At 67.9% G+C, this 22,570-nt stretch carries 24 protein-coding genes; 17 read left to right on the forward strand and 7 right to left on the reverse strand.

Going from position 1 to position 22,570, the window contains the following annotated elements:
• The first annotated feature begins 21 nt into the window (after positions 1-21).
• Positions 22-462, forward strand: coding sequence for a DoxX family protein (locus tag CJ177_RS01515; protein ID WP_025432116.1), 441 nt, complete (start codon positions 22-24; stop codon positions 460-462).
• A 49-nt stretch (positions 463-511) separates the two neighbouring features.
• Here CJ177_RS01515 and CJ177_RS01520 read toward each other — a convergent pair whose 3' ends face one another.
• Together CJ177_RS01520 and CJ177_RS01525 are read right to left on the reverse strand one after the other, a co-directional pair.
• The gene (locus CJ177_RS01520; RefSeq protein ID WP_025432117.1) at positions 512-1,282 is read right to left on the reverse strand and encodes an amino acid ABC transporter ATP-binding protein; all 771 of its coding nucleotides are present in this window, start codon (positions 1,280-1,282) and stop codon (positions 512-514) included.
• Positions 1,279-2,748 (reverse strand): amino acid ABC transporter substrate-binding protein/permease, encoded by a 1,470-nt coding sequence (locus CJ177_RS01525; protein ID WP_373418917.1) that lies wholly within the window; start codon positions 2,746-2,748, stop codon positions 1,279-1,281. The genes CJ177_RS01520 and CJ177_RS01525 overlap by 4 nt, the downstream gene beginning before the upstream one ends.
• Before the next feature lie 241 nt (positions 2,749-2,989).
• Here CJ177_RS01525 and CJ177_RS01530 point away from each other — a divergent pair, with 241 nt between their 5' ends.
• The 5 genes from CJ177_RS01530 to CJ177_RS01550 all read left to right on the forward strand — a co-directional run bounded on the left by CJ177_RS01530 (position 2,990) and on the right by CJ177_RS01550 (position 6,981).
• Positions 2,990-4,105, forward strand: coding sequence for a resuscitation-promoting factor (locus CJ177_RS01530; RefSeq protein ID WP_005238735.1), 1,116 nt, complete (start codon positions 2,990-2,992; stop codon positions 4,103-4,105).
• Between the two features lie 22 nt (positions 4,106-4,127).
• Positions 4,128-5,255, forward strand: a complete 1,128-nt coding sequence (locus CJ177_RS01535) for a resuscitation-promoting factor (protein WP_005238736.1) — start codon at positions 4,128-4,130, stop codon at positions 5,253-5,255.
• A gap of 10 nt (positions 5,256-5,265) precedes the next feature.
• Positions 5,266-6,156: a 16S rRNA (adenine(1518)-N(6)/adenine(1519)-N(6))-dimethyltransferase RsmA gene (gene rsmA, locus CJ177_RS01540; protein ID WP_061042733.1), complete on the forward strand. Its 891-nt coding sequence runs from the start codon at positions 5,266-5,268 to the stop codon at positions 6,154-6,156.
• A gap of 78 nt (positions 6,157-6,234) precedes the next feature.
• On the forward strand, positions 6,235-6,564 hold the full coding sequence (locus tag CJ177_RS01545; RefSeq protein WP_005238738.1) for a hypothetical protein: 330 nt from the start codon (positions 6,235-6,237) through the stop codon (positions 6,562-6,564).
• Between the two features lie 213 nt (positions 6,565-6,777).
• Positions 6,778-6,981, forward strand: a complete 204-nt coding sequence (locus CJ177_RS01550) for a cold-shock protein (protein ID WP_005255446.1) — start codon at positions 6,778-6,780, stop codon at positions 6,979-6,981.
• 89 nt (positions 6,982-7,070) lie between these two features.
• On the opposite strand, the gene CJ177_RS01555 is transcribed toward CJ177_RS01550, so the two are convergent.
• Positions 7,071-7,505, reverse strand: coding sequence for a hypothetical protein (locus CJ177_RS01555; protein ID WP_005238740.1), 435 nt, complete (start codon positions 7,503-7,505; stop codon positions 7,071-7,073).
• Positions 7,506-7,610: 105 nt separating this feature from the next.
• Positions 7,611-8,579 (reverse strand): YafY family protein, encoded by a 969-nt coding sequence (locus tag CJ177_RS01560; protein WP_025432118.1) that lies wholly within the window; start codon positions 8,577-8,579, stop codon positions 7,611-7,613.
• 227 nt (positions 8,580-8,806) lie between these two features.
• Between CJ177_RS01560 and CJ177_RS01565 the strand changes: the two genes are divergently transcribed.
• On the forward strand, positions 8,807-9,649 hold the full coding sequence (locus tag CJ177_RS01565) for a YdcF family protein (protein WP_061700352.1): 843 nt from the start codon (positions 8,807-8,809) through the stop codon (positions 9,647-9,649).
• On the opposite strand, the gene CJ177_RS01570 is transcribed toward CJ177_RS01565, so the two are convergent.
• Positions 9,643-11,028 (reverse strand): C4-dicarboxylate transporter DctA, encoded by a 1,386-nt coding sequence (locus CJ177_RS01570; protein ID WP_005238743.1) that lies wholly within the window; start codon positions 11,026-11,028, stop codon positions 9,643-9,645. The two genes, CJ177_RS01565 and CJ177_RS01570, sit on opposite strands and share 7 nt — an antisense overlap.
• A 138-nt stretch (positions 11,029-11,166) precedes the next feature.
• On the opposite strand from CJ177_RS01570, the gene CJ177_RS01575 reads away from it, so the two are divergent.
• The 8 genes from CJ177_RS01575 (at position 11,167) to CJ177_RS01610 (ending at position 18,311) form a co-directional block, all read left to right on the forward strand.
• Positions 11,167-11,469 (forward strand): urease subunit gamma, encoded by a 303-nt coding sequence (locus tag CJ177_RS01575; RefSeq protein WP_005238744.1) that lies wholly within the window; start codon positions 11,167-11,169, stop codon positions 11,467-11,469.
• Between the two features lie 8 nt (positions 11,470-11,477).
• Positions 11,478-11,792, forward strand: coding sequence for an urease subunit beta (locus CJ177_RS01580; RefSeq protein ID WP_005238745.1), 315 nt, complete (start codon positions 11,478-11,480; stop codon positions 11,790-11,792).
• Positions 11,789-13,510, forward strand: a complete 1,722-nt coding sequence (locus tag CJ177_RS01585; protein WP_095867152.1) for an urease subunit alpha — start codon at positions 11,789-11,791, stop codon at positions 13,508-13,510. Before CJ177_RS01580 ends, CJ177_RS01585 begins: the two co-directional genes overlap by 4 nt.
• Positions 13,510-14,142: an urease accessory protein UreF gene (locus CJ177_RS01590; protein WP_005238747.1), complete on the forward strand. Its 633-nt coding sequence runs from the start codon at positions 13,510-13,512 to the stop codon at positions 14,140-14,142. The genes CJ177_RS01585 and CJ177_RS01590 overlap by 1 nt, the downstream gene beginning before the upstream one ends.
• Before the next feature lie 34 nt (positions 14,143-14,176).
• Positions 14,177-14,863, forward strand: coding sequence for an urease accessory protein UreG (gene ureG, locus CJ177_RS01595; protein ID WP_005238748.1), 687 nt, complete (start codon positions 14,177-14,179; stop codon positions 14,861-14,863).
• Between the two features lie 2 nt (positions 14,864-14,865).
• Positions 14,866-15,519, forward strand: a complete 654-nt coding sequence (locus CJ177_RS01600; protein WP_095867153.1) for an urease accessory protein UreD — start codon at positions 14,866-14,868, stop codon at positions 15,517-15,519.
• 72 nt (positions 15,520-15,591) lie between these two features.
• Positions 15,592-16,527, forward strand: coding sequence for a 4-(cytidine 5'-diphospho)-2-C-methyl-D-erythritol kinase (locus CJ177_RS01605; RefSeq protein WP_005238750.1), 936 nt, complete (start codon positions 15,592-15,594; stop codon positions 16,525-16,527).
• Entirely contained in the window at positions 16,527-18,311 is a 1,785-nt protein-coding gene (locus tag CJ177_RS01610) for an ABC-F family ATP-binding cassette domain-containing protein (protein WP_054247602.1), read from the forward strand. Before CJ177_RS01605 ends, CJ177_RS01610 begins: the two co-directional genes overlap by 1 nt.
• A 13-nt stretch (positions 18,312-18,324) precedes the next feature.
• Here CJ177_RS01610 and CJ177_RS01615 read toward each other — a convergent pair whose 3' ends face one another.
• Entirely contained in the window at positions 18,325-19,503 is a 1,179-nt protein-coding gene (locus CJ177_RS01615) for an NAD(P)/FAD-dependent oxidoreductase (protein ID WP_179443144.1), read from the reverse strand.
• A 52-nt stretch (positions 19,504-19,555) separates the two neighbouring features.
• On the opposite strand from CJ177_RS01615, the gene CJ177_RS01620 reads away from it, so the two are divergent.
• On the forward strand, positions 19,556-20,116 hold the full coding sequence (locus CJ177_RS01620) for a PadR family transcriptional regulator (protein ID WP_061042738.1): 561 nt from the start codon (positions 19,556-19,558) through the stop codon (positions 20,114-20,116).
• A gap of 11 nt (positions 20,117-20,127) precedes the next feature.
• Here the strand turns inward: CJ177_RS01620 and CJ177_RS01625 are convergent, their stop codons facing one another.
• On the reverse strand, positions 20,128-21,624 hold the full coding sequence (locus CJ177_RS01625; RefSeq protein WP_095867155.1) for an acetyl-CoA acetyltransferase: 1,497 nt from the start codon (positions 21,622-21,624) through the stop codon (positions 20,128-20,130).
• A gap of 429 nt (positions 21,625-22,053) precedes the next feature.
• Here CJ177_RS01625 and CJ177_RS01630 point away from each other — a divergent pair, with 429 nt between their 5' ends.
• Positions 22,054-22,530 (forward strand): nuclear transport factor 2 family protein, encoded by a 477-nt coding sequence (locus CJ177_RS01630; RefSeq protein ID WP_009478940.1) that lies wholly within the window; start codon positions 22,054-22,056, stop codon positions 22,528-22,530.
• The last annotated feature ends 40 nt before the right edge of the window (positions 22,531-22,570 follow it).

Consider the following 22,570-nt stretch of genomic DNA (forward strand, 5'->3'; position numbering starts at 1 on the left):
ACCTCGATGAAAGGCACATCCATGAACAACCCCGCAGTTCGAAGCCTGGGAATCCTCGTCGCCCGCGTGGGCATCGGCATCATCTTCCTCGCCCACGGCTGGCAGAAGGCCTTCACCAACGGACTCGACGCCACGACCGCCGGCTTCGAGGCAATGGGAGTTCCGGTTCCCGGGATCTCGGCCTTCCTCGCGACGTGGATCGAGCTGATCGGCGGAATCGCACTCATCATCGGAGCGGCCGTCCCGATCTTCGGCATCCTGCTCTTCCTCGACATGGTCGGCGCCTTCTTCCTCGTGCACGTCGACAAGGGAATCTTCGCGAGCGAGGGCGGCTACGAGCTGGTGCTGGCGCTCGGCGTCGGCTCGCTGCTGCTCGCCGTCGTCGGATCGGGCCGGTTCGGTGTCGACGGACTGCTCGGCGACAAGGTGCCGTGGGCGGCGAAGGAACGCGCCGCCGTCTGACCGCATGTGAGTGGCGAAGCGTCCCCCGGCACGCTTCGCCACTCACATGTCAGAGGACCTTGTTCAGGAAGTCCTGGGTACGGGACTGCTGCGGGTCGCCGAAGATCTGCTCCGGAGTTCCCTCCTCCACCACGTAACCGTCCGCCATGAAGATCACCCGGTCGGAGACCTCGCGGGCGAAGCCCATCTCGTGTGTGACCACGACCATCGTCATGCCGCCCTTCGCGAGGTCGCGCAGAACCTGCAGCACCTCGCCCACCATCTCGGGGTCCAGCGCGCTGGTGGCCTCGTCGAACAGCATGATGTCCGGGTTCATCGCCAGGGCCCGCGCGATCGCGACGCGCTGCTTCTGCCCACCGGACAGGTTCGCCGGCTTCGCGTCCGCCTTCTCCGCCAACCCGACCTGCTCGAGCAGCCGGACCGCCGTCGCCCGCGCCTCGTCCTTGGAGGCGCGCTTGGTCTGCACGGGCGCGAGCATCACGTTCTCGATCGCCGTCATGTGCGGGAACAGGTTGAAGTGCTGGAAGACCATACCGATGTGCTGACGCACCCGGTCGATGTCGATCTTCTTGTCGCTCACGTCGAACCCGTCGACCACGACCTTGCCGCCGGTGATGTCCTCGAGCCGGTTGAGGCAGCGCAGGAACGTGCTCTTGCCGGAGCCCGACGGTCCGATCACGCAGACCACTTCACCGCTCGCGATGTCGACGTCGATGCCCTTGAGGACCTCGTTGTCGCCGAACGACTTCTTCAGACCCTTCACCCGGATCTTCGGGTCGGCGGTCTCGGCCTTGTTCTCTGTCACCGGTGTCTCGGTCACTTGTTGATCCTCTTCTCGAGCCGGTTCGACAGCTTCGTCAACGCCATGATGATGATGAAATACATCACGCCGATGATCAGCCACATGTTGAAGGACTGGAAGTTGCGGGCGATGATGATCCGCCCGGTCTGAGTGAGCTCGGCGAGCCCGATCACGGACAGGATCGACGTGTCCTTCAGCGTGATCACGAACTGGTTGATGTACGAGGGGATCATCGTCCGCACGGCCTGCGGCATCACGACCTTCTGCATCGACTTCAGGTAGCTGATGCCGAGGCTCCGGGACGCTTCCATCTGGCCCTTGTCGACGGACAGGATGCCGCCGCGCACGATCTCGGCCATGTACGCGCCGGCGTTGAGGCTCAGCGTGATGATGCCCGCCGTGAACGCCGACATCTGGAAGTCCAGTGCCGCCGGGATGCCGAAGTAGATGAAGAAGGCCTGCACCAGCAGCGGGGTGCCGCGGAACACGTCGACATAGGTGGTGCCGATGCCGCGCAGGACGATGTTGGTCGACACCCGGAACAGGCCGAAGATCGCGCCGAGGACGAGCGCGATGGCGATCGAGACCACGGTCAGGACGATCGTGAGCCACAGGCCCTCGAGCAGCAGCGGGTAGGTGCTCTTGATCAGGCCCAGGATCGAGTTGTCGTCGTCGGAGGCGTCGGAGTTGAGATAGGTGTCGAGGATCTCGTCGTACTGGCCGCTGGCCTTCAGGTTGGCGAGCCCGGTGTTGAACTCTTGCAGGAGCTGCGCGTTCTGGCCCTTCGCGACGGCGAACCCGTAGCTGGCGCCGGGGACCTTGTCGGTGACCGTCTTGAACCCGTTGCCCTGCTTGATGCCGTAGGCCAGGACGGGGTAGTCCTCGAACACGGCCGCCGAGTTACCCGTGCGGACCTCGTCGAACATGCTCGACGAGTCGGCGAAGTACTTGGTGGTGAAGCCGTACTGGTCCTTGATGGACTCCGCGTACGTGGCGCCCTCGGTGCCGTTCTTGACCGCGACGGACTTGCCGCGCAGGTCCTCGTACGAGGTGATCGAGTCGTTGCTCTCGAGCACGCCCATCTGCACGCCCGACTCGAAGTACGGATCGGAGAAGTCGAACGTCGCCTTGCGGGCGTCGGTGATCGACATGCCGGCGATCATGCCGTTGGCCTGACCGCCCGTGACCGCCTGGAGTGCGGCGTCGAATCCGACGGGGTTGACCTGGTAGGTGAACCCCTGGTCCTCGGCGATGGCGGCGAGGAGGTCCATGTCGATTCCGACGAGCTTGCCGCTCTCGTCCTGGAACTCGAACGGGGCGAACGTGATGTCGGTGGCGATGGTGTAGTTGTTGCCCGGTGCGGGCTCTTGTGCGCCGGCGAGGCCGGGCGCGACGAGTGTGACGAGCAGCGTCAGCGCGGCGATCACCGCGGGCACTCTCGGACGTCTGACGAGTCTCAGAAGTCGATCGGATCTGCTGCGCACGGAACCCCAGCTTTCTCAGTCAGTAGTGCCCGGTCGCTTCCGGGCTTCTTGGTGCATGTCGCAAGATACTGCGTTTTGCACGTGGTCCGGACCAGAAGCGATCCTTCGCGGTGAAGCGAAAACTGTCCCCGATCTCAACCTTTTCGTGATCTCACACGCAGGTCGTAGCGGCAAAGTTGCCAGACCATCGCCGATTCGTTACCGTACCGTGATCAAACCTTCGCCAGCCTTGGGATTTCATGTGTCGCCTTTAGCCAGAATCAACAACGCCAAATCGCCCCTTCTCTACGTAGTCGTCGCGGCACTGCTCGCGACGCTCGTCGTGGGCGGTGCGCTGGCAGTGGCGCGGCACAAGACCGTCACGCTCGACGTCGACGGCGAGACCATCTCGCTCGGCACGATGGCCTCCGACGTCGGCGGCGCGCTCGACGACGCCGGGTACGCCGTCAGCGAGCGTGACGCGGTCGCCCCCGCTGCCGACGCGTCGCTCTCCGACGGCGACACCGTGGTGTTGCGGCGTGCCCGCGAGATCGACCTGACGGTCGACGGGCAGCCGAAGACCGTGTGGACCACCGCTCTCACCGTCGACGACGCGCTGAAGCAGTTCGAACTCGCCGACGACGTCCACGTCTCGGCGTCCCGCTCCGAGCGCCTGCCGCTCGAGGGCACCGCGCTCGAGGTCGTCAACGCCAAGCTCGTCAAGGTCGCCGACGGTGGCGCACCGCTCACGGACGTCCGACTGGCAGCCCCCACCGTCGGTGCGCTCCTCGCGGCCAACGGCGCGCCGCTCGAGCAGGCCGACACCGTCGTTCCGCCCGCCGACGCCCCCGTCGTCGAAGGCGCCGAGATCCACGTCACCCGCGACCGCACCGAGACGCGCACCGAGACGCTGCCCATCGCACCGCCCGAGAACCGCGTCGAGGATCCCGCGCTGGACAAGGGCAAGACCGTCGTCGAGAACCCCGGAGTCCCCGGCGAGCGCACCGTCACCGCATCCGTGAAGACGGTCAACGGGGTCGAGGCCGGACGCCAGGAACTCAGCTCGCAGGTGCTCCGCGAGCCCGCGCCGGCACTGGTCAAGGTCGGCGTGAAGGAACTCGCCATCTCCAACGCCTCCACCTGGGATTCGATCGCGCACTGCGAGGCCACCGGCAACTGGGCCATCAACACCGGCAACGGGTTCTTCGGCGGACTGCAGTTCACCCAGAGCACCTGGGAGGCGTTCGGCGGAAGCCAGTACGCCGCCCGCGCCGACCTCGCATCCCGCGAACAGCAGATCTCCGTCGCCGAGAAGGTCCAGGCGGCACAGGGCTGGGGCGCATGGCCCGCCTGCACCAGCAAGCTCGGACTCCGCTGACGGTCTGAAGTAAAGGAACACGATGTCGCCCTTCGCGAAGATCAACTCGGCTCGCTCGCCGCTGCTCTACACCGTGGTGGCCCTGCTTCTCGCCACACTGATCGCAGGCGGAGTGATGGCCGTGGTCCGGCACAAGAACGTCACACTCGACGTGGACGGCGAGAAGATCTCGCTCAGCACCATGACCACGAGCGTCGACGCCGCCCTGTCCGACGCCGGGTACTCGATCACCGACCGCGACGTCGTGGCACCGGAGCGCGACGCGACCCTGTCCGACGGGGACACCGTGGTGCTGCGCCGCGCGCGTGAGGTGTCGCTGACGGTGGACGGTCAGCCCAAGACGGTGTGGACCACCGCGCTCACCGTCGAGGACGCGCTGAAGCAGTTCGAACTCGGCGAGGACGTGCACGTGTCCGCGTCCCGTTCGCAGCGACTTCCGCTCGACGGTGCGGCCCTCGACGTGCTCAATCCGCTCGTCGTCGAGCTCGCCGACGGCGCGCTGCCGGTCACCGACGTGCGCATTGCCGCGCCGACGGTCGGGGAGTTCCTCGCCGCGCACGGCGCACCGCTCGAGCAGGCCGACACCGTCGTCCCGGCTGCGGACACTCCGTTGACCGAGGGCATGGACGTGACCGTCACGCGCGACCGCACCGAGACGAAGGTCGAGACGTTGCCGCTGGCTCCGGAGGAGCAGCGCATCGAGGACCCGACGATGAACAAGAGCCGCACCGTGGTCGAGAATCCGGGACTGCCCGGCGTCCAGGACGTCACGTTCGCGGTCAACACCGTCAACGGCAAGGAAGTCGGACGCAACCAGGTGTCCGCGACGGTCACGACGCCGGCTCAGCCGAAGGTGATCCGTGTCGGCGCGAAGCCGGGCACCGAGGTGCCGCCCGTCGAGAACGGTTCGGTGTGGGACGCACTCGCGCAGTGCGAGGCCACCGGCAACTGGGCCATCAACACCGGTAACGGATTCTTCGGCGGCGTCCAGTTCGACCAGAACACGTGGGAGCGTCAGGGCGGACTCAAGTACGCGCCGCGCGCCGACCTCGCCACCCGTGAGGAGCAGATCGCCGTCGCGTCGAAGACGCAGAAGACGCAGGGCTGGGGAGCGTGGCCGTCGTGCTCGGGCAGGCTCGGCGTGCGTTAAAGTTCGCCTGGTGTCCGAAGCCGAAGTACCCCCCGTCGCTCGAGGTCAGGCCGCACTGCTCGGCCCCGCCGAGGTGCGCGCGTTAGCCGAGGAGTTCGGCGTGCGCCCCACCAAGCAGCTGGGGCAGAACTTCGTGCACGACGCCAACACGGTGCGCCGCATCGTCGCGACCGCGGGCGTGGGACGCGAGGACACGGTGCTCGAGGTCGGTCCCGGGCTCGGTTCGCTGACGTTGGCGCTGCTCGACGTCGTCGACAAGGTGGTCGCCGTCGAGATCGACCCCAACCTCGCGGCACGACTGCCGGTCACGGTGGCCGACCGGGCACCGGAACTCGCGGACCGGCTGACGGTGGTCGGCGCGGACGCGATGCGGGTCAAGCCGTCCGAGATCCCCGGTGAGCCCACGGCTCTCGTTGCGAATCTGCCGTACAACGTGGCGGTGCCCGTGCTGCTGCATCTGTTCTCCGAATTGCCCAGTCTCCGAACCGCTCTGGTGATGGTGCAGGCCGAGGTCGCCGACCGGCTGGCGGCGTCGCCGGGCAGCAAGATCTACGGTGTGCCGAGTGTGAAGGCCAATTTCTTCGGCGCCGTCCGACGTGCGGGCGCCGTCGGGCGCGCGGTGTTCTGGCCCGTTCCGAAGGTCGAGTCGGGTCTGGTGCGCATCGACCGGTACGCCGAACCGCCGTGGCCCGTCGACGACGAACACCGCCGCCGCGTGTTCGCCGTCATCGATGCGGCTTTCGCTCAGCGCCGCAAGACTTTACGGGCCGCGCTCGGCGGTTGGGCCGGTTCACCCGCGGAGGCGGAGCGACGACTGCGCGAGGCCGGCATCGCACCGTCCTCCCGCGGCGAGACCCTCGACGCCGCGGCCTTCGTGCGTCTCGCCGCCACCCAGCCGTGAGTACTTGTCAACCGCGGGACGTTAATAAGCACTCACAGGGGGAATCCCACGGTCATCGGCATCCCGCCGTTCTCGACGGTGCAGGGTCAGGCGTGGCCGGTTCCGGGACGACCGGGGTCGGCGCTCGTTCGCTCGAATGCCTACGCGGGGCTGACCGGCGTGCACGGTGAACTCCTGGTCGGCTGGGTCAATGTGAATACCGGGGCCTCGGGGTCGTACCGGGTGAGCAAGGACTTTCCGCAGTTCGCCGGCTTCTACGACGAGCGCATCGTGCCCACCGGCAGCGGGACCGTCGTGGTGTCGGTGACGGGGAGCGTAACCATCCTTCCCGGTCAGGGTGCGCCGTGGGCGCCGGACGGGATCGTGGCACCCGTTGCGCCCGGTGTGTACGCCAATTTCATCCCCTGACCTGCGCGACTTCGGCCCGGGGGAGACAACCGACCGGATGTGTGGTTCACTATTGGAGGTCGTAAGTTTTGTGTTTGTGTTTCCCACGCTCGCAAATCGATGGTTGCGAGCGTTTGGACGTCCTCCACAGGAATTGTCATAGACGGTCGTGTTCAATGACCCAGGTAACCGAGCCGGTTGCTTGAAGAAGTTACTGTGTTAGAGGAGATTTACATGGCAGAGGGCATCGTGAAGTGGTTCAACTCCGAGAAGGGGTTCGGCTTCATCGCCCCCGAGGATGGCAGCGCTGACGTGTTCGTCCATTACTCGGAGATCCAGAGCGGCGGCTTCCGCACGCTCGAGGAGAATCAGCGCGTTTCGTTCGAGATCGGCCAGGGCAACAAGGGCCCGCAGGCCACCGGCGTCACCCTGATCTGAGAACGGCCATGACTTCCCGGTTCGCCGGGACATGACGTTCGAGCAAGGCCCCACTCGTCAGAGTGGGGCCTTGACTCGTTTCCGACCGGCTACGCCGACCGCAGGTGAGCGGCCTGATACCCGAGATTCATGGCGCAGACCAGCCAGAGTTGCAGCGCGGAATTCTCCGACGGACCGAACAGCCCGATCACCGCAGCGGCTCCGAGTGCAGCAGCGACGAAGAATGTGGCCGTGCCGAGCGCCCGCCGAGGCCTCGACGAGAAGATCACCACACCCGTGACGAAGAGCGCCCACAGCGTGGTGGCGAGGATGGTCGTGGCGACGAACCAGGCCGTCGAATACCTGCTCGGCCACGTCCACGGCTGGGTTCCGTTGTCGAGGGTGCACACGAACGCCAACGAGAACGCCATGATCACCACCGTCGCGCCCCCGAGCGCCAGATGGCCCCCGACGAGCACCTTCCCGACTGCTCCCGTCCCCGCAGGCGCCCGCGCGCGCCCCTCCTCGACAATCGTGTGCTGCATCCCCGACTAACCCGACCTTTCTGTCGTCACCTGGTTGGACGCCGCGCAGGACCGTTCGGTTCCCACGGATTTTCGGTCCGCGGTGACGGCTGAACGGCGTCTCGGTCAGGCGTTACCGTAGCGGTCGGCGAAGAGGCGGTGACGCTCACCCACCCGTCGGCACTCTTCGCGCAGCTCAGGAGGGTCGAGGACGGTGAAGTCGACGCCGAATGCGCTGAGCCAGTTGGCTATCGACGGGACGGAGTCGCCGCCGAGCGCCACCGCGCATCGTCCGTCGGGCATTTCTTCGAGAGTTCCCCAGTCTTCGTGCACCAGGGTCGCGATCTCGTCGATCGACGCGTGCAGCAGCACCCGTGCGCGGATCCGGGTGACGGCCCGGTTGATTCCGCGTGCAACGAATTCGGCAGCGCCGCCGGGCGGCAGGTCGCGGGGCACGAACCGCGGTCCCGTCGGGATCTTCGGTGTCAGGCGGTCGACCCGGAACGACCGCCAGTCCGCGCGGGTGAGGTCCCAGGCGACGAGGTACCAGCGCAGCCCGGCGCGGACGAGCCGGTACGGCTCCACTTCACGGCGGCTCTCGGTGCCGTCGTGGGTGCTGTAGTCGAATCGGAGTCGTTCGTGGTTGTGGCACACCGAGGCGACGGCAGACAGGACCTGCGCGTCGACGGCGCTCTTCGCGGGCTCGCGGTGGACCACGTCGACCTGCAGCGCCTCGAGGCGGTGTCGCAGTCGGGACGGCATCACCTGCCGGAGCTTGGTGAGCGCTCGCATCGACGCCTCCCCGATGCCGACCACGGAGCCGGTCGCGCCGGATTGCAGGCCGAGCGCGACGGCCAGGACTTCTTCGTCGTCGAGCAGCAGGGGCGGCATTTCCGCGCCCGCGCCGAGCTGGTAGCCACCGCCCACCCCGACCGTCGCGTCGACGGGGTACCCGAGGTCGCGGAGTTTCTCGACGTCTCGCCGGACCGTGCGTGGGGTGATGCCGAGTCGGTCGGCGAGTTCTGCCCCGGACCAGTCCTTTCGGGTCTGGAGCAGGGACAGCAGCCTGAGGAGTCGTGCCGAAGTTTCCCGCATGCATCTCAGGATGCCATCGATAGAGGACATCTTCTGTCCTCTATCGACGGCGGGTAACGGTAAGTAACGATTTTCCCACCAGCCCCACGAGTGTCACTACACTGGCGCCGACGCTCCACGGACCATCGCATGTGTACTTCGTGAAAATCCGACGGAAAGGTCTCAGCGTGACGCAGTTTCGTGTTCGGCCCATTTCTTCAGCAGTCAGGGCGCTGCTTGCCACCGTCATGACCGCCGCCTTCTGCCTGGCTCTGGCGGTCTCGACCACCGCGACGGCGTCCGCCTCGGCCGCCGACCTCTTCAACAGCGCGCAGGGCAGATTCGCCGCAGGTGACACCCGTGGCGCCCTCGCGGACATCGGTGGCGCCGTCGCCGGAGAACCCGGCGACACCAATGCGCTGGCGTTGCAGGCCATCTACGCCGACGCCGCAGGCGACCTGATCACCCGGGAGACCGCGCTCGCGCGGCTCGGCGCGATGGACGGTGGGATGCGCGCCGGCGTCGACGGGATGCTGAACGCGATCAGAATTGCGTCGTTCACGCCACCGAACCCACTTCCGGCCATCCAGGGTCCGTCCACCGCGATCGTCGTCCTCGGTTTCGGACTGCTCCCCGACGGCGCGATGCGACCGGAATTGATCAACCGTCTTCAGGCCGCGCTCGTCCAGTCGTGGGCCTCGCCGATGTCGCCGATCATCGTCACCGGCGGCAACCCTCAGAACGGCATCACCGAGGCGGCCGCGATGCAGGGGTGGTTGCAGTCGCACGGTGTCCCGGCGCAACGCATCCACCCCGAGCATCGTGCCGGATCGACGGTGGGCAACGCGCTCAACTCGGTTCCGCTGGCCCGCTCGCTCGGTGCGGGCGGCGCGATCATCGTGACGTCGGCCAACCACATCCGCAGGGCAACGGTCGATTTCAACGTCGCCGGACTGCCGGTGGTCGGGGCGATGAGCGCGATCACCAGCGCCGGTCAGCTGATCGCCGAAGTGATGCCCCTGACCAAGGACCAGCAGCTCGGCATGTACCGCGATGCGATCAGGGTGTTCGGCATCCCCGCCGGCTACTGACGCGACTCGTACTCGGCCACGACCGGCGGCTGCTCGACGGGATCCGCGCCGCCGGGGCCGAGCCTTCCGTGGACGGCGTCCTGCATCTTCTGCTTGTCCAGCTGGCCTTCCCAGTTCGAGACGACGAACGTGGCGACACAGTTGCCGAGGAGGTTCACGAACACACGCATCGAGTCCATGATCCGGTCGGCACCGAGCAACACCGCGACCGCCGCGACGGGGAAGATCCCGAGCGCGGTCGCGGTCGCCGACAGCGCGAGGAACGACGACCCGGGTACGCCCGCCATGCCTTTCGACGTGAGGAGCAGGATGAACAGCGCGCCGAGCTGGTCGGCGACGGACAGGTCGTGGCCGGTGGCCTGGGCGAGGAACAGGGTCGAGATGGACAGATAGATCGCGGCCCCGTCGAGGTTGAACGAGTATCCGGTCGGAACCACGAGGCCGGTGGCGGCCTGCGAGTTCCCGGCGCCGACGAGCTTGGTCATGATGCGGGGAAGAACTGCCTCGGACGAGGCGGTTCCCAGCGCGAGACCGAACTCCTCCTTGGTGTAGCGGATGAACGTGAAGATGTTCAGTCCCACGGCGAACTTCGCAATGAGTGCGAGGACGAGGACGAACAGTGCTCCGGCGAGGTAGCAGCACGCGATGAGCGCGGCGAAGCTCCCGAGGGTGGAGATTCCGTACTGGCCGATGATGAACGCCATCGCGCCGAACGCGCCGATCGGGGCGAGCCGCATGATCCAGCCGATGATGATGAAGATGATGTGGCTGAGGTGGTCGACGAATTCGAGGACCAGCGGGGGACCGTGCTCGCCGTACTTCGCCAGCGCGATACCGAAGAGCACCGCGAAGAAGAGGACCTGCAGCAGTATATTGTCGGCGAAGGCGCCCACCACGCTGGTCGGGACGATGTCCATGAGGAACTCGACGGCGCCGGGGAGTTCACCGCCGCCGGTTTTCTCCGCGATCTGCTCGGTGCCGTCGGCGAGGGTGGCCGGGTCGATGTCGAATCCGGCGCCGGGCTTGACGATGTTGCCCATCACCAGCCCGAAGAGCAGCGCGAACCCGGTGACGGCGGTGAAGTAGATCAGTGCCTTCACGCCGATCCGTCCGACGGCCTTGACGTCGCCGACCTTGGCGATTCCCGTCACGACCACCGTGAAGATCAACGGCGCGATGAGCATCTTGATCAGCTTGACGAACGTGTCGCCGATCGGTTTGAGCTCCGACCCCACCGTCGGCCACAGCCAGCCGAGGGTGATGCCGCCGACGATTCCGACGAGGAGCTGGACGAACAGGTTGGTGTACCAGGGCGAGCGCGTCCGGGTCGTCGACGCGTCGCCGCCGGGTGGGGGATGGGCGGCAGTGGAGATGGCCATGGGGGAACGCTAGGAAGGCGCTGTGACGGGTTCGTGTCACGAATGTTTCCGCGGTGAGAACGGCGGCCGTTCCGGGCGTGGGCGGTGCCACACTGCAGTTCGTGGCAGTATTGCGACGCACCGACCGCAGGAGGACACATGCGCTTGTCGCCCCACGAGCAGGAGCGTCTGCTCCTGAGCTACGCCGCGGAACTCGCGCGCAGGCGCCGGCAACGCGGCCTCGTGTTGAACCACCCCGAGGCGGTGGCCCTCATCACGGATCACATCCTCGAGGGGGCCCGCGACGGCCGGTCGGTGGCGGAGCTGATGGTGTCCGGTCGTGAGGTGCTCACCCGGTCCGACGTGATGGAAGGCGTCCCGGAGATGCTGCACGACGTGCAGGTGGAGGCCACGTTCCCGGACGGCACCAAGCTCGTCACCGTCCACGATCCGATTGCGTAGGGGTGACTGTGATTCCAGGTGAAGTCTTGTGCGCCGAGGGCGTGATCGAGCTCAACGAGGGTTCTCCCCGCACCGAACTCGCGGTGGTCAACACCGGGGACCGTCCGGTCCAGGTCGGGAGCCACGTTCATTTTCCGCAGGCCAACCACGCCCTGCAGTTCGACCGTTCCGCCGCCCACGGGCTGCGGCTCGACATTCCCGCCGGCACCGCGGTGCGCTTCGAACCGGGTATCGCGCAGACGATTTCACTCGTACCCCTGCGCGGGACCCGTGAAGTGCACGGGCTGAGCCTCACTCCTCCCGGAAAGCTGGACGCGTCATGACCGAACTCAGCCGCGCACGCTACGCCGAGTTGTTCGGTCCCACGACCGGCGACCGCATCCGGCTCGCCGACACCGACCTTCTGATCGAGATCACCGAGGACCGCAGCGGCGGGCCGGGACTGGCCGGCGACGAAGCGGTGTTCGGTGGCGGAAAAGTGTTGCGCGAGTCCATGGGCCAGGGTCGCGCGACCCGCGTCGAGGGCGCGCCCGACACGGTGATCACCGGCGTGGTGGTCGTCGACCACTGGGGAATCATCAAGGCGGACGTCGGTATTCGGGACGGACGCATCGTCGCGCTCGGCAAGGCAGGCAATCCCGACACGATGTCGGGGGTCCACCCCGATCTGGTGGTGGGTCCGTCCACCGAGATCATCGCCGGGAACGGCAAGATCCTGACGGCAGGCGGTATCGACTGTCACGTGCACTTCATCTGCCCGCAGATCATGGACGAGGCGCTGGGCGGCGGCATCACGACGATGATCGGCGGCGGCACCGGCCCCGCCGAGGGCAGCAAGGCCACCACCGTCACCCCCGGTTCGTGGCACACCGCCCGGATGCTGGAGGCACTCGACGGCTGGCCGATGAACATCGCGCTGCTCGGCAAGGGCAACACGGTCAGCTCCGAGTCGATGTGGGAGCAGCTGCGCGGCGGCGTCTCCGGGTTCAAGCTGCACGAGGACTGGGGTTCGACTCCGGCGGCCATCGACGCGTGTCTCACCGTCGCGGACGCTGCGGGAGTGCAGGTGGCCCTCCACTCGGACACGTTGAACGAGGCCGGTTTCGTCGAGGACACTCTCGCGGCCATCGCCGGACGCGCTATCCACGCCTATCACACGGAGGGGGCGGGGGGCGGCCACGCGCCGGACATCATCACGGTGGCCGCGCACGGGAACGTCCTGCCGAGTTCGACCAACCCGACCCGGCCGCACACGGTCAACACCCTCGACGAGCATCTCGACATGCTCATGGTGTGTCACCACCTGAGCCCGAAGATCCCGGAGGATCTGGCGTTCGCGGAGAGCCGCATCCGGCCGTCCACCATCGCGGCGGAGGATCTGCTGCACGACCTCGGCGCCATCTCCATGATCGGCAGTGACTCGCAGGCGATGGGACGCATCGGCGAGGTCGTGTTGCGCACGTGGCAGACGGCGCACGTGATGAAACGGCGGCGGGGTTTGCTGTCCGGCGACAATGGCGCCGACAACCAGCGCGTCCAGCGGTACGTGGCGAAGTACACGATCTGCCCCGCCGTCGCGCACGGGTTGGAGGCCGAGATCGGATCGGTCGAGGTCGGCAAGCTCGCCGACCTGGTGCTGTGGGATCCGGCGTTCTTCGGTGTCCGGCCACACGCGGTGATCAAGGGCGGGATGATCGCGTGGGCTGCGATGGGAGATGCCAACGCGTCCATACCGACTCCGCAACCGGTGCTTCCGCGTCCGATGTTCGGGGCGGCGCCCAAGGCTGCGGCCGCCACGTCCGTGCATTTCGTCGCTCCGCATGCCCTCGAGGACGGACTGGCGGATCGGCTCGACCTGAGCCGTCGACTCGTCCCGGTCGCGAACGTGCGGTCGCGGGGCAAGGCCGACATGCCCCGCAACGACGCGCAGCCGCGGATCGAGGTGGACCCGGACACGTTCACGGTCCGCATCGACGGCGACGTGTGGGAAGAGCAGCCGGCGGCGGAACTGCCGATGGCCCAGCGATACTTCCTGTTCTGATGCGCCTCGCTCACCTGATGTCCCTTGCCGATTCGAGGCTGCCCACGGGCGGTCACGTGCATTCGGGCGGCATCGAGGAGGCCGTCGCGAGCGGTGTCGTCCGCGACGTCGCCACGATGGAGGCGTTCCTGCGGCGCCGGATCCGGACCGTCGGGCTCGTCGGGGGATCGATCACCGCGGCGGTGTGCGCCGGCAGGCTCACCGCCGAACACGCCGACGCCGAGATGGATGCGCGAACCCCGTCCCCGGCGGCGCGGTCGTCGTCGCGGGCGCAGGGGAGAGGTCTGCTGCGCCTGGCCCGCACCACGTGGCCCGAGCACGACTGGTCGCCGCTCGGCACCCGTCCGCACCTGCCCGTGGTCTCGGGGGTGGTCGGAACGGTCACCGCGGTCGGACCCCGGGAGGCGGCGCTGGTCGTCGTCTACACCACCATGACCGGGTCCGCGATCGCCGCGCAGCGTCTGCTCGCTCTCGACCCCGCGCAGGTCGCCGCGTGCACGTTCGCGCTGTCCGACCTGTGCGACGACATCGCCGGCCAGTGCGTGACCGGACTGTCCAGCGTGTCCGACCCCTTCATGGATGTCGTCGCCGAGCGGCACGTTCTGCGGGACCGCCCCCTGTTCGTGTCGTGACACTCAGCTGTACCCCAGTAAGGAGAGATCAACCATGCCACCGCATTTCATCGATGGTGAACCCCACGACCATCAGCACGACCGTCCCCGGCGGGTCCGGGTGGCGGGGGAGCCGGTCCGGATCGGGATCGGCGGGCCCGTCGGATCGGGCAAGACGGCGCTCGTCGCCGCGTTGTGCAGGCAACTGCGCGAGGAGTTGTCGCTGGCCGTGCTCACCAACGACATCTACACCACCGAGGACGCGGACTTCCTGCGCCGCCACGCCGTGCTGCCGGACGAGCGCATCGCCGCGGTGCAGACCGGTGGGTGCCCCCACACGGCCATCCGCGACGACATCACCGCCAACCTCGACGCCATCGACGACCTGATCGCGGCCAACCCGCCGCTCGATCTGATCCTGGTGGAGTCGGGCGGCGACAACCTCACCGCGACGTTCTCCTCGGGCCTGATCGACGTGCAGATCTTCGTCGTCGACGTCGCGGGCGGTGACAAGGTTCCCCGCAAGGGTGGTCCCGGCGTGACGTTCTCGGATCTCCTCGTGATCAACAAGACGGACCTCGCCCCCATGGTCGGAGCCGATCTCGGGGTGATGCGGCGCGACGCCGAGCAGGTCCGCGAGGGAAGGCCCACGGCGCTGATCTCGTTGACGGAGGACCCGTCGTCCGGCCCGGCGCTGGAGTGGGTGCGCGAGCAGGTGCGCACCCTCGCCGACGTGCACTAGTAGTGCGCACCGAACTGACGATCGTCGCGTCCCCCGACCGCAGTCCGCGGATCTCCGCGGTGGGGGGACTGGCGGCGCGGATCACCGGCCGCGACACGGTCCACGTGATCGGCACCGCGGCGACCCCGCTCGGCGGCGACCACTGGGACGTCACCGTCCGGGTGCTGTCGGGTGCCCGGCTGACGCTGCGCAGCGTCGCGGCGTCCCTGGCCCTGCCCGGCCGGGGTCGTGTGCTGTCCACGGCGCAGTGGTCGGTGGAGGTCGAGGACGACGCCGAACTCGACTGCGCGCTCGAACCCACGGTGATCGCGGGCGGCGCGGAGCATCGCGTCGAGACAGCGGTGTCCCTCGCCGAGTCGTCCACGTTGCTGCTGCGTGAGCGGGTGCAGATCGGCCGGGCAGGAGAGACGACGGGACGCTGGGTCGGGGTCACCAACGCCGATCTCGGCGCCCTGCCGCTGCTCCGGCACCAGCTGGAACTCGGCGTCGGCACCGTCTCACACGACGTCCTGGACGGCCCGGCGGCCGTCACGAGTGAGCTGCGGTACCCGGACGACCGGCCCGCGGACGTCACCGGCGGCATCCGGTCGGCGCGGACCCGTCTGCCCCTCGCCCGGGGCGGCAGCCTCACCACCCGGCTCGGCCCGCACCTGTGACGCGGTGAGTGGCAAAGTGCGTGATGGTGCGCATTTCCGCACCCGTACCGGGAGCGCCTAAGCTCTACCCTTGTGCTTTCCGTCGTTCCTCGCCCCGTCGTAGTCAGGGCCCCGTCCAAGGTCAATCTGCATCTGGCCGTCGGGGACCTGCGCGACGACGGCTATCACGAGCTGAACACGGTGTTCCAGGCGCTCTCGCTCAGCGACACGGTGTCGGTGGTCCCCGCGGAGACGCTGTCGGTGACGGTCCGCGGCGAGGACGCCCGCGTCGTGCCCACCGACAGCAGCAACCTCGTGTGGCAGGCCGCCGAGATGCTCGCGGCCGAGTCGGGGCGGCGCCCGGACGTGGAGATCGCCATCGACAAGGGCATCCCGGTGGCCGGGGGCATGGCCGGCGGCAGCGCGGACGCCGCGGCGACGCTGGTCGGGCTCAACGCGCTGTGGCAACTCGACCTGTCGCGGGAGGAACTCGACGGGTTCGCCGCGAAGCTCGGCAGCGACGTTCCGTTCTCCCTCCACGGTGGCACCGCGGTCGGGACGGGACGCGGCGAGCGACTTCTGCCGGTGCTCTCCCGCAGCACGTTCCACTGGGTGCTCGCGCTCGCGAAGGGCGGCTTGAGCACACCGACCGTGTTCCGGGAGCTGGACCGGCTGCGTGCCGACGGGAATCCGCCGCGACTCGGCGGACCCGAAGACCTGATGCACGCGCTCACCACGGGCGACGCCGCAACGCTGGCCCCGCTGCTGGGCAACGACCTGCAGTCGGCCGCGCTCTCGCTGAATCCGGGTCTGCGGCGGACGCTGCGTGCCGGGGTCGCGGCGGGCGCACTGGCCGGCATCGTCTCCGGGTCGGGCCCGACCTGTGCCTTTCTATGTGCTGAAGCGGATGCCGCGGTCCGGGTCAGCGCAGAACTCGCAGGTGCGGGGGTGTGTCGCACGGTGCGGGTCGCCAGCGGACCCGTACCGGGTGCCCGAATAATCAACGACGCGGCGGAGGGATCGCACTGATGGCGAATCTGATCAATCTCGAGCAGGTATCGAAGTCCTTCGGCATCAAGCCGCTGCTCGATTCGGTATCCCTCGGAGTGCAGGAAGGCGAACGCATCGGCGTCGTCGGCCTCAACGGCGGTGGCAAGACGACCATGCTCGAGGTGCTCGCCGGAGTGGAGGCGCCCGATTCCGGACGTGTCAGCCGGGTCGGCGGCCTGCGCATGGCGGTGGTGACCCAGCGCGGCGTCCTGCCGCCCGGTTCCAGCGTCGGCGACGTGGTGCTCGGACCGCTCGGGGTCGCCGACCACGAGTGGGCCGGCGACGCCCGCATCCGGTCGATCCTGGCCGGCATCGGCATCGACAACCTGGGGCTCGAGGTGTCGGTCGACGGGCTGTCCGGTGGTGAGCGGCGACGCGTCGCACTGGCCGCCGCGCTCGTCCAGGACCTCGACCTGCTGGTGCTCGACGAGCCGACCAACCACCTCGACGTCGAGGGTGTGCAGTGGCTGGCGGAACATCTCGTCAGCCGTCGCAGCGCGCTGGTGGTCGTGACCCACGACCGGTGGTTCCTCGACACCGTCGCCAACCGCACGTGGGAAGTGGTGGGCGGCAAGGTCGAAAGCTACGAGGGCGGCTACAACGACTGGATCTTCGCCCGGGCGGAGCGCTCCCGGCAGGCCGACGCGTCCGAGGAACGTCGCCGCAACCTCGCCCGCAAGGAATTGGCCTGGCTGCGGCGCGGTGCCCCCGCCCGCACGTCCAAGCCGAAGTACCGGATCGAGGCCGCCGAGGCGTTGATCGCGGACGTCCCACCGCCCCGCGACAACGTTGCGCTGGCGTCGTTCGCGCAGCGCCGGCTCGGCAAGGTCGTCATCGAACTCGAGGATGCGCGCCTGGAGACGCCGGACGGCCGGGTGCTCGTCGACGACCTCACGTGGCGGTTGGCGCCGGGGGAGCGTGTCGGCCTGGTCGGCGTCAACGGCTCCGGCAAGACGACGCTCCTGCGCACGCTCGCCGGGGAGATCTCGCCGGCGTCGGGCAAGCGCATCCAGGGGCAGACGGTGCACATCGGCTGGCTCCGTCAGGAACTCGACGACCTGCCGACGAACATGCGGGTGCTCGAGGCCGTCAAGGACGTGGCCGAGCGGATCACGTTGGGCGACAAGGAGGTATCGGCCGGGCAGCTCGCCGAACGGCTGGGATTCACTCCGGCCCGGCAGCGGACACCGGTCGGTGACCTGTCCGGTGGCGAGCGTCGCCGGCTGCAGCTGACCCGTGTGCTGATGTCGGAGCCGAACGTGCTGTTGCTCGACGAGCCGACCAACGACCTCGACATCGACACGCTGCAGCAACTCGAGGACATTCTCGACGGCTGGGCGGGCACGATGGTCGTCATCAGCCACGACCGGTACCTGATCGAACGCATCTGTGACTCCACGTGGGCGTTGTTCGGCGACGGCAAGCTGACCAACCTGCCCGGCGGGATCGAGGACTACCTGCGTCGCCGGGCGAAGATGGTCGACACCGGCGCACCGTCGGTGGCGTCGACGGCAACCGGTGCGTCGGCCCCCAAGCAGGTGCGGGACGGGGCCGCCGAACGCGCCGCGCGCAAGGAACTGTCGCGTCTCGAGCGGGCCGTGGCGAAGCTGGACGACCGGGAACGGAAGCTGCACGAGAAGCTGGCGGAGGCGGCCACCGATCCGGACAAGCTGCAGAAGCTCGACACCGAGCTCAAGCAGGTCGTCGCGGAGAAGGAAGCCACCGAGGAACAGTGGATGGAGCTGGCCGCCGAGCTGGATTAGCGACCCCGCCCGGTCACCACTCGATCCGGTAGTCGTACATCCAGCGCAGACTGTCGCGGCGGCCGACCATCCGCATGGCGGTCGGCAGGGTCAGGTCGCGGATCACGCGCCCGACCGGTCCGGGTGCCTTGCCGCTGCCGTTTCGTCTGCCCTGGGCGACGATTCGCTCGACCCGGGTGCGCCGTGCGGTCTCGTACGCTGCCAGGGCGACGGCGGTGTCCCGGTTGTCCCGCAGGCATCGCGCGAGGACGACGGCGTCCTCGATGGCCATGGAGGCGCCCTGCCCGGACGACGGGGACGTGGCGTGTGCCGCGTCCCCGATGATCACCATCCGCTCGTTGCGCCACCTCGGCACGGTCGGAAGGTCGTAGGTGCTCCAGTTCCGGATGATGTGCTCGGTGGCGTCGATGATCTGCAGGGCGGGTCCGGCGTCGCGCGAGAACAGCTCGGTCAGTTCGGTGCGCTGCTGCTCCGGCGTGATCGAGGCGAGTTCGCCTGCCGTCGGTTCCGTGCGGCGTCCGGGGTTGGCGAACCACCAGACGTCACCGCTCGGATGGATGAGGTAGCCGAAGAAGCACCGCTTGCCGAAGTGGAAGTGGGCCGCGCCGGGTTCGCCGTCCAGGGTGAGGCCGGTCGCGAATCCTCCGGTGTTGAGCAGGCCGAGATACCGGGGGTCGGGTGCGTGCGGGTCGAGGATGGACCGGGTGCGTGACCGGAGCCCGTCGGCGCCGACGAGCAGATCGCCGTCGGCCGATGTGCCGTCCGTGAAGTCGGCGTGGACCCGATCGCCGTCCAGGCGGGCGTCCCGGAGTTGCTTGCCGTATTCGATGCGTACTCCCCGTCGCAGTGCCTCGTCGCGCAGGGTGCGGTAGAGGTCTGCGCGGCGCAGCGTCTGGGACGGCGTTCCGAACGAGGTGAGGCCTCCGTTGTCGAACTCGGCCAGTTGTTTCCCGCTTCCGCTGACGATCCGCATTCGGCGGGTGTCCATCCCGAGTCCGGTGACCTGACGATCGAGATCCAGTACGTGCAGTCCCTCCAGACCGTTGGTCGCGAGGGTCAGGAATGCGCCCACGCCGTCCGCGCCGTGGTCGTGCGCTTCGTACACCACGGGGTCGAGTCCGGCCCGTTGCATGGCCATCGCCGTGACCGGTCCGGCGATGCCTCCTCCGATGATCAGCACCTTGTTAGTCATAAAGTGACTATACATAAAATGACTAACGCACTGTCGCGGATATGCTCGACGAATGTCCTCACCGCGTAGATCCGTGCTGGCGATGGCCGTGCTGTCGATGCTGTCGGAAGAGCCGATGCACGCCTACCGCATGCAGCAACTGATCAAGGAGCGGCACAAGGACGAGGTCGTCAACGTCGCGCAGCGCAACAGTGTGTACCAGACGATCGAACGCCTGCTGCGCGACGGATTGATCGAGGTCGAGTCGACGGAACGGGCCGAGAATCGGCCCGAACGCACGACGTACCGGCTCACCGGAACGGGTGCGGCAACGTTGACCCACTGGCTGCGGGGGATGGTCGCGGAGCCGGTGCGCGAATTCCCGGAATTTCCGGCCGCGCTGGCGTTCCTGCCGAGTCTCGACTCCGGCGACGCACTCGATGCCCTGCGTTCGCGGATCGCGGTTCTCGAGCAGCAACTGGCCGGGCTCGACGCCGGCCTCACCGAGGCCGGGACGTTTCTTCCGCGACTGTTCCTCGTCGAGGACGAGTACCGGCGGGCGGTCCTGGTCGCCGAACTCGACTACGTCCGGTCGCTGGCCGACGACGTCGCGAAGGGCGAACTGCGCTGGTAGGGCGGCGGCCGTCAGAACCGCAGCGACAGGATGCCGTCGCGGTCCGTGATGTGAACGGTCCGCCCGATCACCGACCGTGCCGGGGTCTCGGTGAATGCGGACAGCGCGACCGCCTCCTCGGCGCCGGTACGTCCGGACAGACGCCGGCCGTCGGGGGTGTGCGCGACGACGAAGCCGGTCGCCGGGGCGCCGTCCCGCCCGTACTCCACCGTCGACGTGACGATGTCGGCTCGTCCTTCGTAGCCGGTGACGAGTTCCGGCGCCTCCGACGCGAGTTGCGCCGGTTCCGGATCGCCGACGTATCCATCCGGGTGCGGGGCGCCCGCCAGCAACACGACGTGCTGGTACGTCAGATAGCCGCCGTTGCCGTGGACCAGCGCCGGTCCCGCGCCTTCCCGCAATCGGCGGGTGACCTCGGCGATCGAGTGCAGCGTGTGACTGTTGAGGGGACCGCCGAAGAAGGAGTGGCCGCCCGTCACGCTCGGCACGATGCCTGCGGGCAGGCCGAGCGTGCGGGCCAGTAGCTTCGGCACCACCGGGAAGCAGCTGTACGCGTCGACGATGTCGAGTTCCGAGGCGTCGATCGAGGTCCGCGACAGTGCCCGGTGCACCGCGTCCGTCATAGCCATGGACGTGCCGAAACCGTTGCGGCTCAAGACGTCCACGGGATCGGTGGCTCCCGCGCCGCCCCACACGTACACCGTGCGGTCTTCCGGAACGCCGTGTTCGCGCGCGACGGCCAGGGAGCACACCAGCACCGCGGCGGCCTGATCGACGAACGGCATGGCGTTGAGCATCAACGGGTACGGCTCGCACACCATCCGGTTGCCCGGACCCACCGTGGCGATCTCCTCGGCGGAATACACCTCGGACGTCCACGACGCCGGGTTCTTCGCCGCCAGTTCGGAGAAGGCCGAATACATCCGGGCCGACTCCGCCAGCGACTCGTCGGGGCCGAGGCCCGACTCGTGCGCGACCCGGTTCTCGAACAGCGGATACACCCGGGTCGGAACGATCAGGCCCGCGCGCTGCATCGCGGGACTCCCGAGATCCGCCGGATCGAACGCGGGAGGACCGCCCGGCGCCGACGCCCAGCCCAGCGTCGCGGGATCGGTGCCCGACTTGCGCAGCGCCGTCATGGTCGCCTGCGACTCACCGCCGACGAGGAGCGCTGCCGACGACCGGCCCGAGGCGATGTCGTCGCCGATGCGGTCGAGGAGCGCCGCGGGCCAGTGGCCGCCGATCGGGGACGTGCTCGACCGTGGTGACGGCAGATTCAACCGGGCGGCCAGCAGTCCGGGGAGGTCGTCGTACGACCAGCTGACGGTCTTCACCGCATGGATTGCGTCGATTCGGGAGCCGAGGGTCGCGGAGCCGCTGTCGGCGAGGGCGGCACGTGCGGCGTCGGTGATCAGGTCGAGCGGTTCACGCGGGGCTGCCGGATCGCCTGCACGGCCGGAGCGGATGTCGCCGACTCCGACGATCACCGGTATGCGGGCCGGATCCATGGATTCCCCTCTCACGTGACCACGTCAGCGTCACGATAGCGTCGGGCGGGTTACCTGTGGATTCGGGGTCACAGCAATCCCGTCCGGCGTCCGGCGTCATTGGACCCTTCGGATCGAAGGGTGCTCGGATAGATGCCTAAAAGTGCTGTGCAGCAGAGGGATTCGAACGCCGATGGACTGAGGCGCGGGACCCTCGGGCGGTGGGAGCCTGCGGGCTCAGGCCCTCGCCGAGTGAGGGTAGCCTAAGGTAGTGTGAACAGCGTGCTGTTGCGTAGGCCATGCAGTCATTTCGTAACCTTTTCGTGTCCCGGATCACGGCCTGAATATGCATGATCTGGGCAAAACGGGGGAAACCAAGGCGAACCTGCAGATTGTCCGACTAATCTGCAGTCCAGGGCTTGCATGTTCGCTGCACAGGAGGCGGGGGTCATGGATCTCGAAGCAATCAAACAGATCGAGCAGCTCAAGCACCGTTATTCACGTGCTCTCGACACGAAGTCGTGGGTGGAGTTCGCCGACACGATGGTCCCGGACGTCACGGCGACGTACAGCGAATACCTCACGTTCGATTCCCGTGACTCATTCGTGTCCTTCCTCGAGAACACTCTCGGGACCCACGTCATCACCGAGCATCAGTGCGGCCAGCCCGAGATCACCGTCACCGGTGACACCGCGGTAGGGGTGTGGTTTCTCGCGGACACCACGCTGATTCCCGAGGACGGCATGCTGCTGCGCGGGTCTGCCTATTATCACGATCGTTATCTTCGGTGCCCCGACGGAAACTGGCGGATCACGCACACCGGTTACGAACGCACCTGGGAATCGGTTGCGGCGCTCTCCGATTTCCCGAGTTTCCGGCTCACGTCCAACAAGTGGGCGATGTTGCAACCTCCGGCGTCTGCCTGAGGGAGCACACTGGGACTCGACGCACCGCGGACACTGGGAG

The organism is Rhodococcus sp. ACPA1 (genome assembly GCF_002300195.1).
In the GTDB taxonomy this organism is placed as follows: Bacteria; Actinomycetota; Actinomycetes; order Mycobacteriales; family Mycobacteriaceae; genus Rhodococcus_F; species Rhodococcus_F opacus.

Excerpts from the sequence above, each read along its gene's own strand:
- CJ177_RS01515 (WP_025432116.1), top strand. The coding sequence starts at position 22 with ATGAACAACCCCGCAGTTCGAAGCCTGGGAATCCTCGTCGCCCGCGTG.
- CJ177_RS01535 (WP_005238736.1), top strand. The coding sequence starts at position 4,128 with ATGTCGCCCTTCGCGAAGATCAACTCGGCTCGCTCGCCGCTGCTCTAC.
- CJ177_RS01550 (WP_005255446.1), top strand. The coding sequence starts at position 6,778 with ATGGCAGAGGGCATCGTGAAGTGGTTCAACTCCGAGAAGGGGTTCGGC.
- CJ177_RS01555 (WP_005238740.1), bottom strand. The coding sequence starts at position 7,505 with ATGCAGCACACGATTGTCGAGGAGGGGCGCGCGCGGGCGCCTGCGGGG.
- CJ177_RS01560 (WP_025432118.1), bottom strand. The coding sequence starts at position 8,579 with ATGCGGGAAACTTCGGCACGACTCCTCAGGCTGCTGTCCCTGCTCCAG.
- CJ177_RS01565 (WP_061700352.1), top strand. The coding sequence starts at position 8,807 with ATGACCGCCGCCTTCTGCCTGGCTCTGGCGGTCTCGACCACCGCGACG.
- CJ177_RS01570 (WP_005238743.1), bottom strand. The coding sequence starts at position 11,028 with ATGGCCATCTCCACTGCCGCCCATCCCCCACCCGGCGGCGACGCGTCG.
- CJ177_RS01575 (WP_005238744.1), top strand. The coding sequence starts at position 11,167 with ATGCGCTTGTCGCCCCACGAGCAGGAGCGTCTGCTCCTGAGCTACGCC.
- CJ177_RS01585 (WP_095867152.1), top strand. The coding sequence starts at position 11,789 with ATGACCGAACTCAGCCGCGCACGCTACGCCGAGTTGTTCGGTCCCACG.
- CJ177_RS01590 (WP_005238747.1), top strand. The coding sequence starts at position 13,510 with ATGCGCCTCGCTCACCTGATGTCCCTTGCCGATTCGAGGCTGCCCACG.
- ureG (WP_005238748.1), top strand. The coding sequence starts at position 14,177 with ATGCCACCGCATTTCATCGATGGTGAACCCCACGACCATCAGCACGAC.
- CJ177_RS01610 (WP_054247602.1), top strand. The coding sequence starts at position 16,527 with ATGGCGAATCTGATCAATCTCGAGCAGGTATCGAAGTCCTTCGGCATC.
- CJ177_RS01615 (WP_179443144.1), bottom strand. The coding sequence starts at position 19,503 with ATGACTAACAAGGTGCTGATCATCGGAGGAGGCATCGCCGGACCGGTC.
- CJ177_RS01620 (WP_061042738.1), top strand. The coding sequence starts at position 19,556 with ATGTCCTCACCGCGTAGATCCGTGCTGGCGATGGCCGTGCTGTCGATG.
- CJ177_RS01625 (WP_095867155.1), bottom strand. The coding sequence starts at position 21,624 with ATGGATCCGGCCCGCATACCGGTGATCGTCGGAGTCGGCGACATCCGC.
- CJ177_RS01630 (WP_009478940.1), top strand. The coding sequence starts at position 22,054 with ATGGATCTCGAAGCAATCAAACAGATCGAGCAGCTCAAGCACCGTTAT.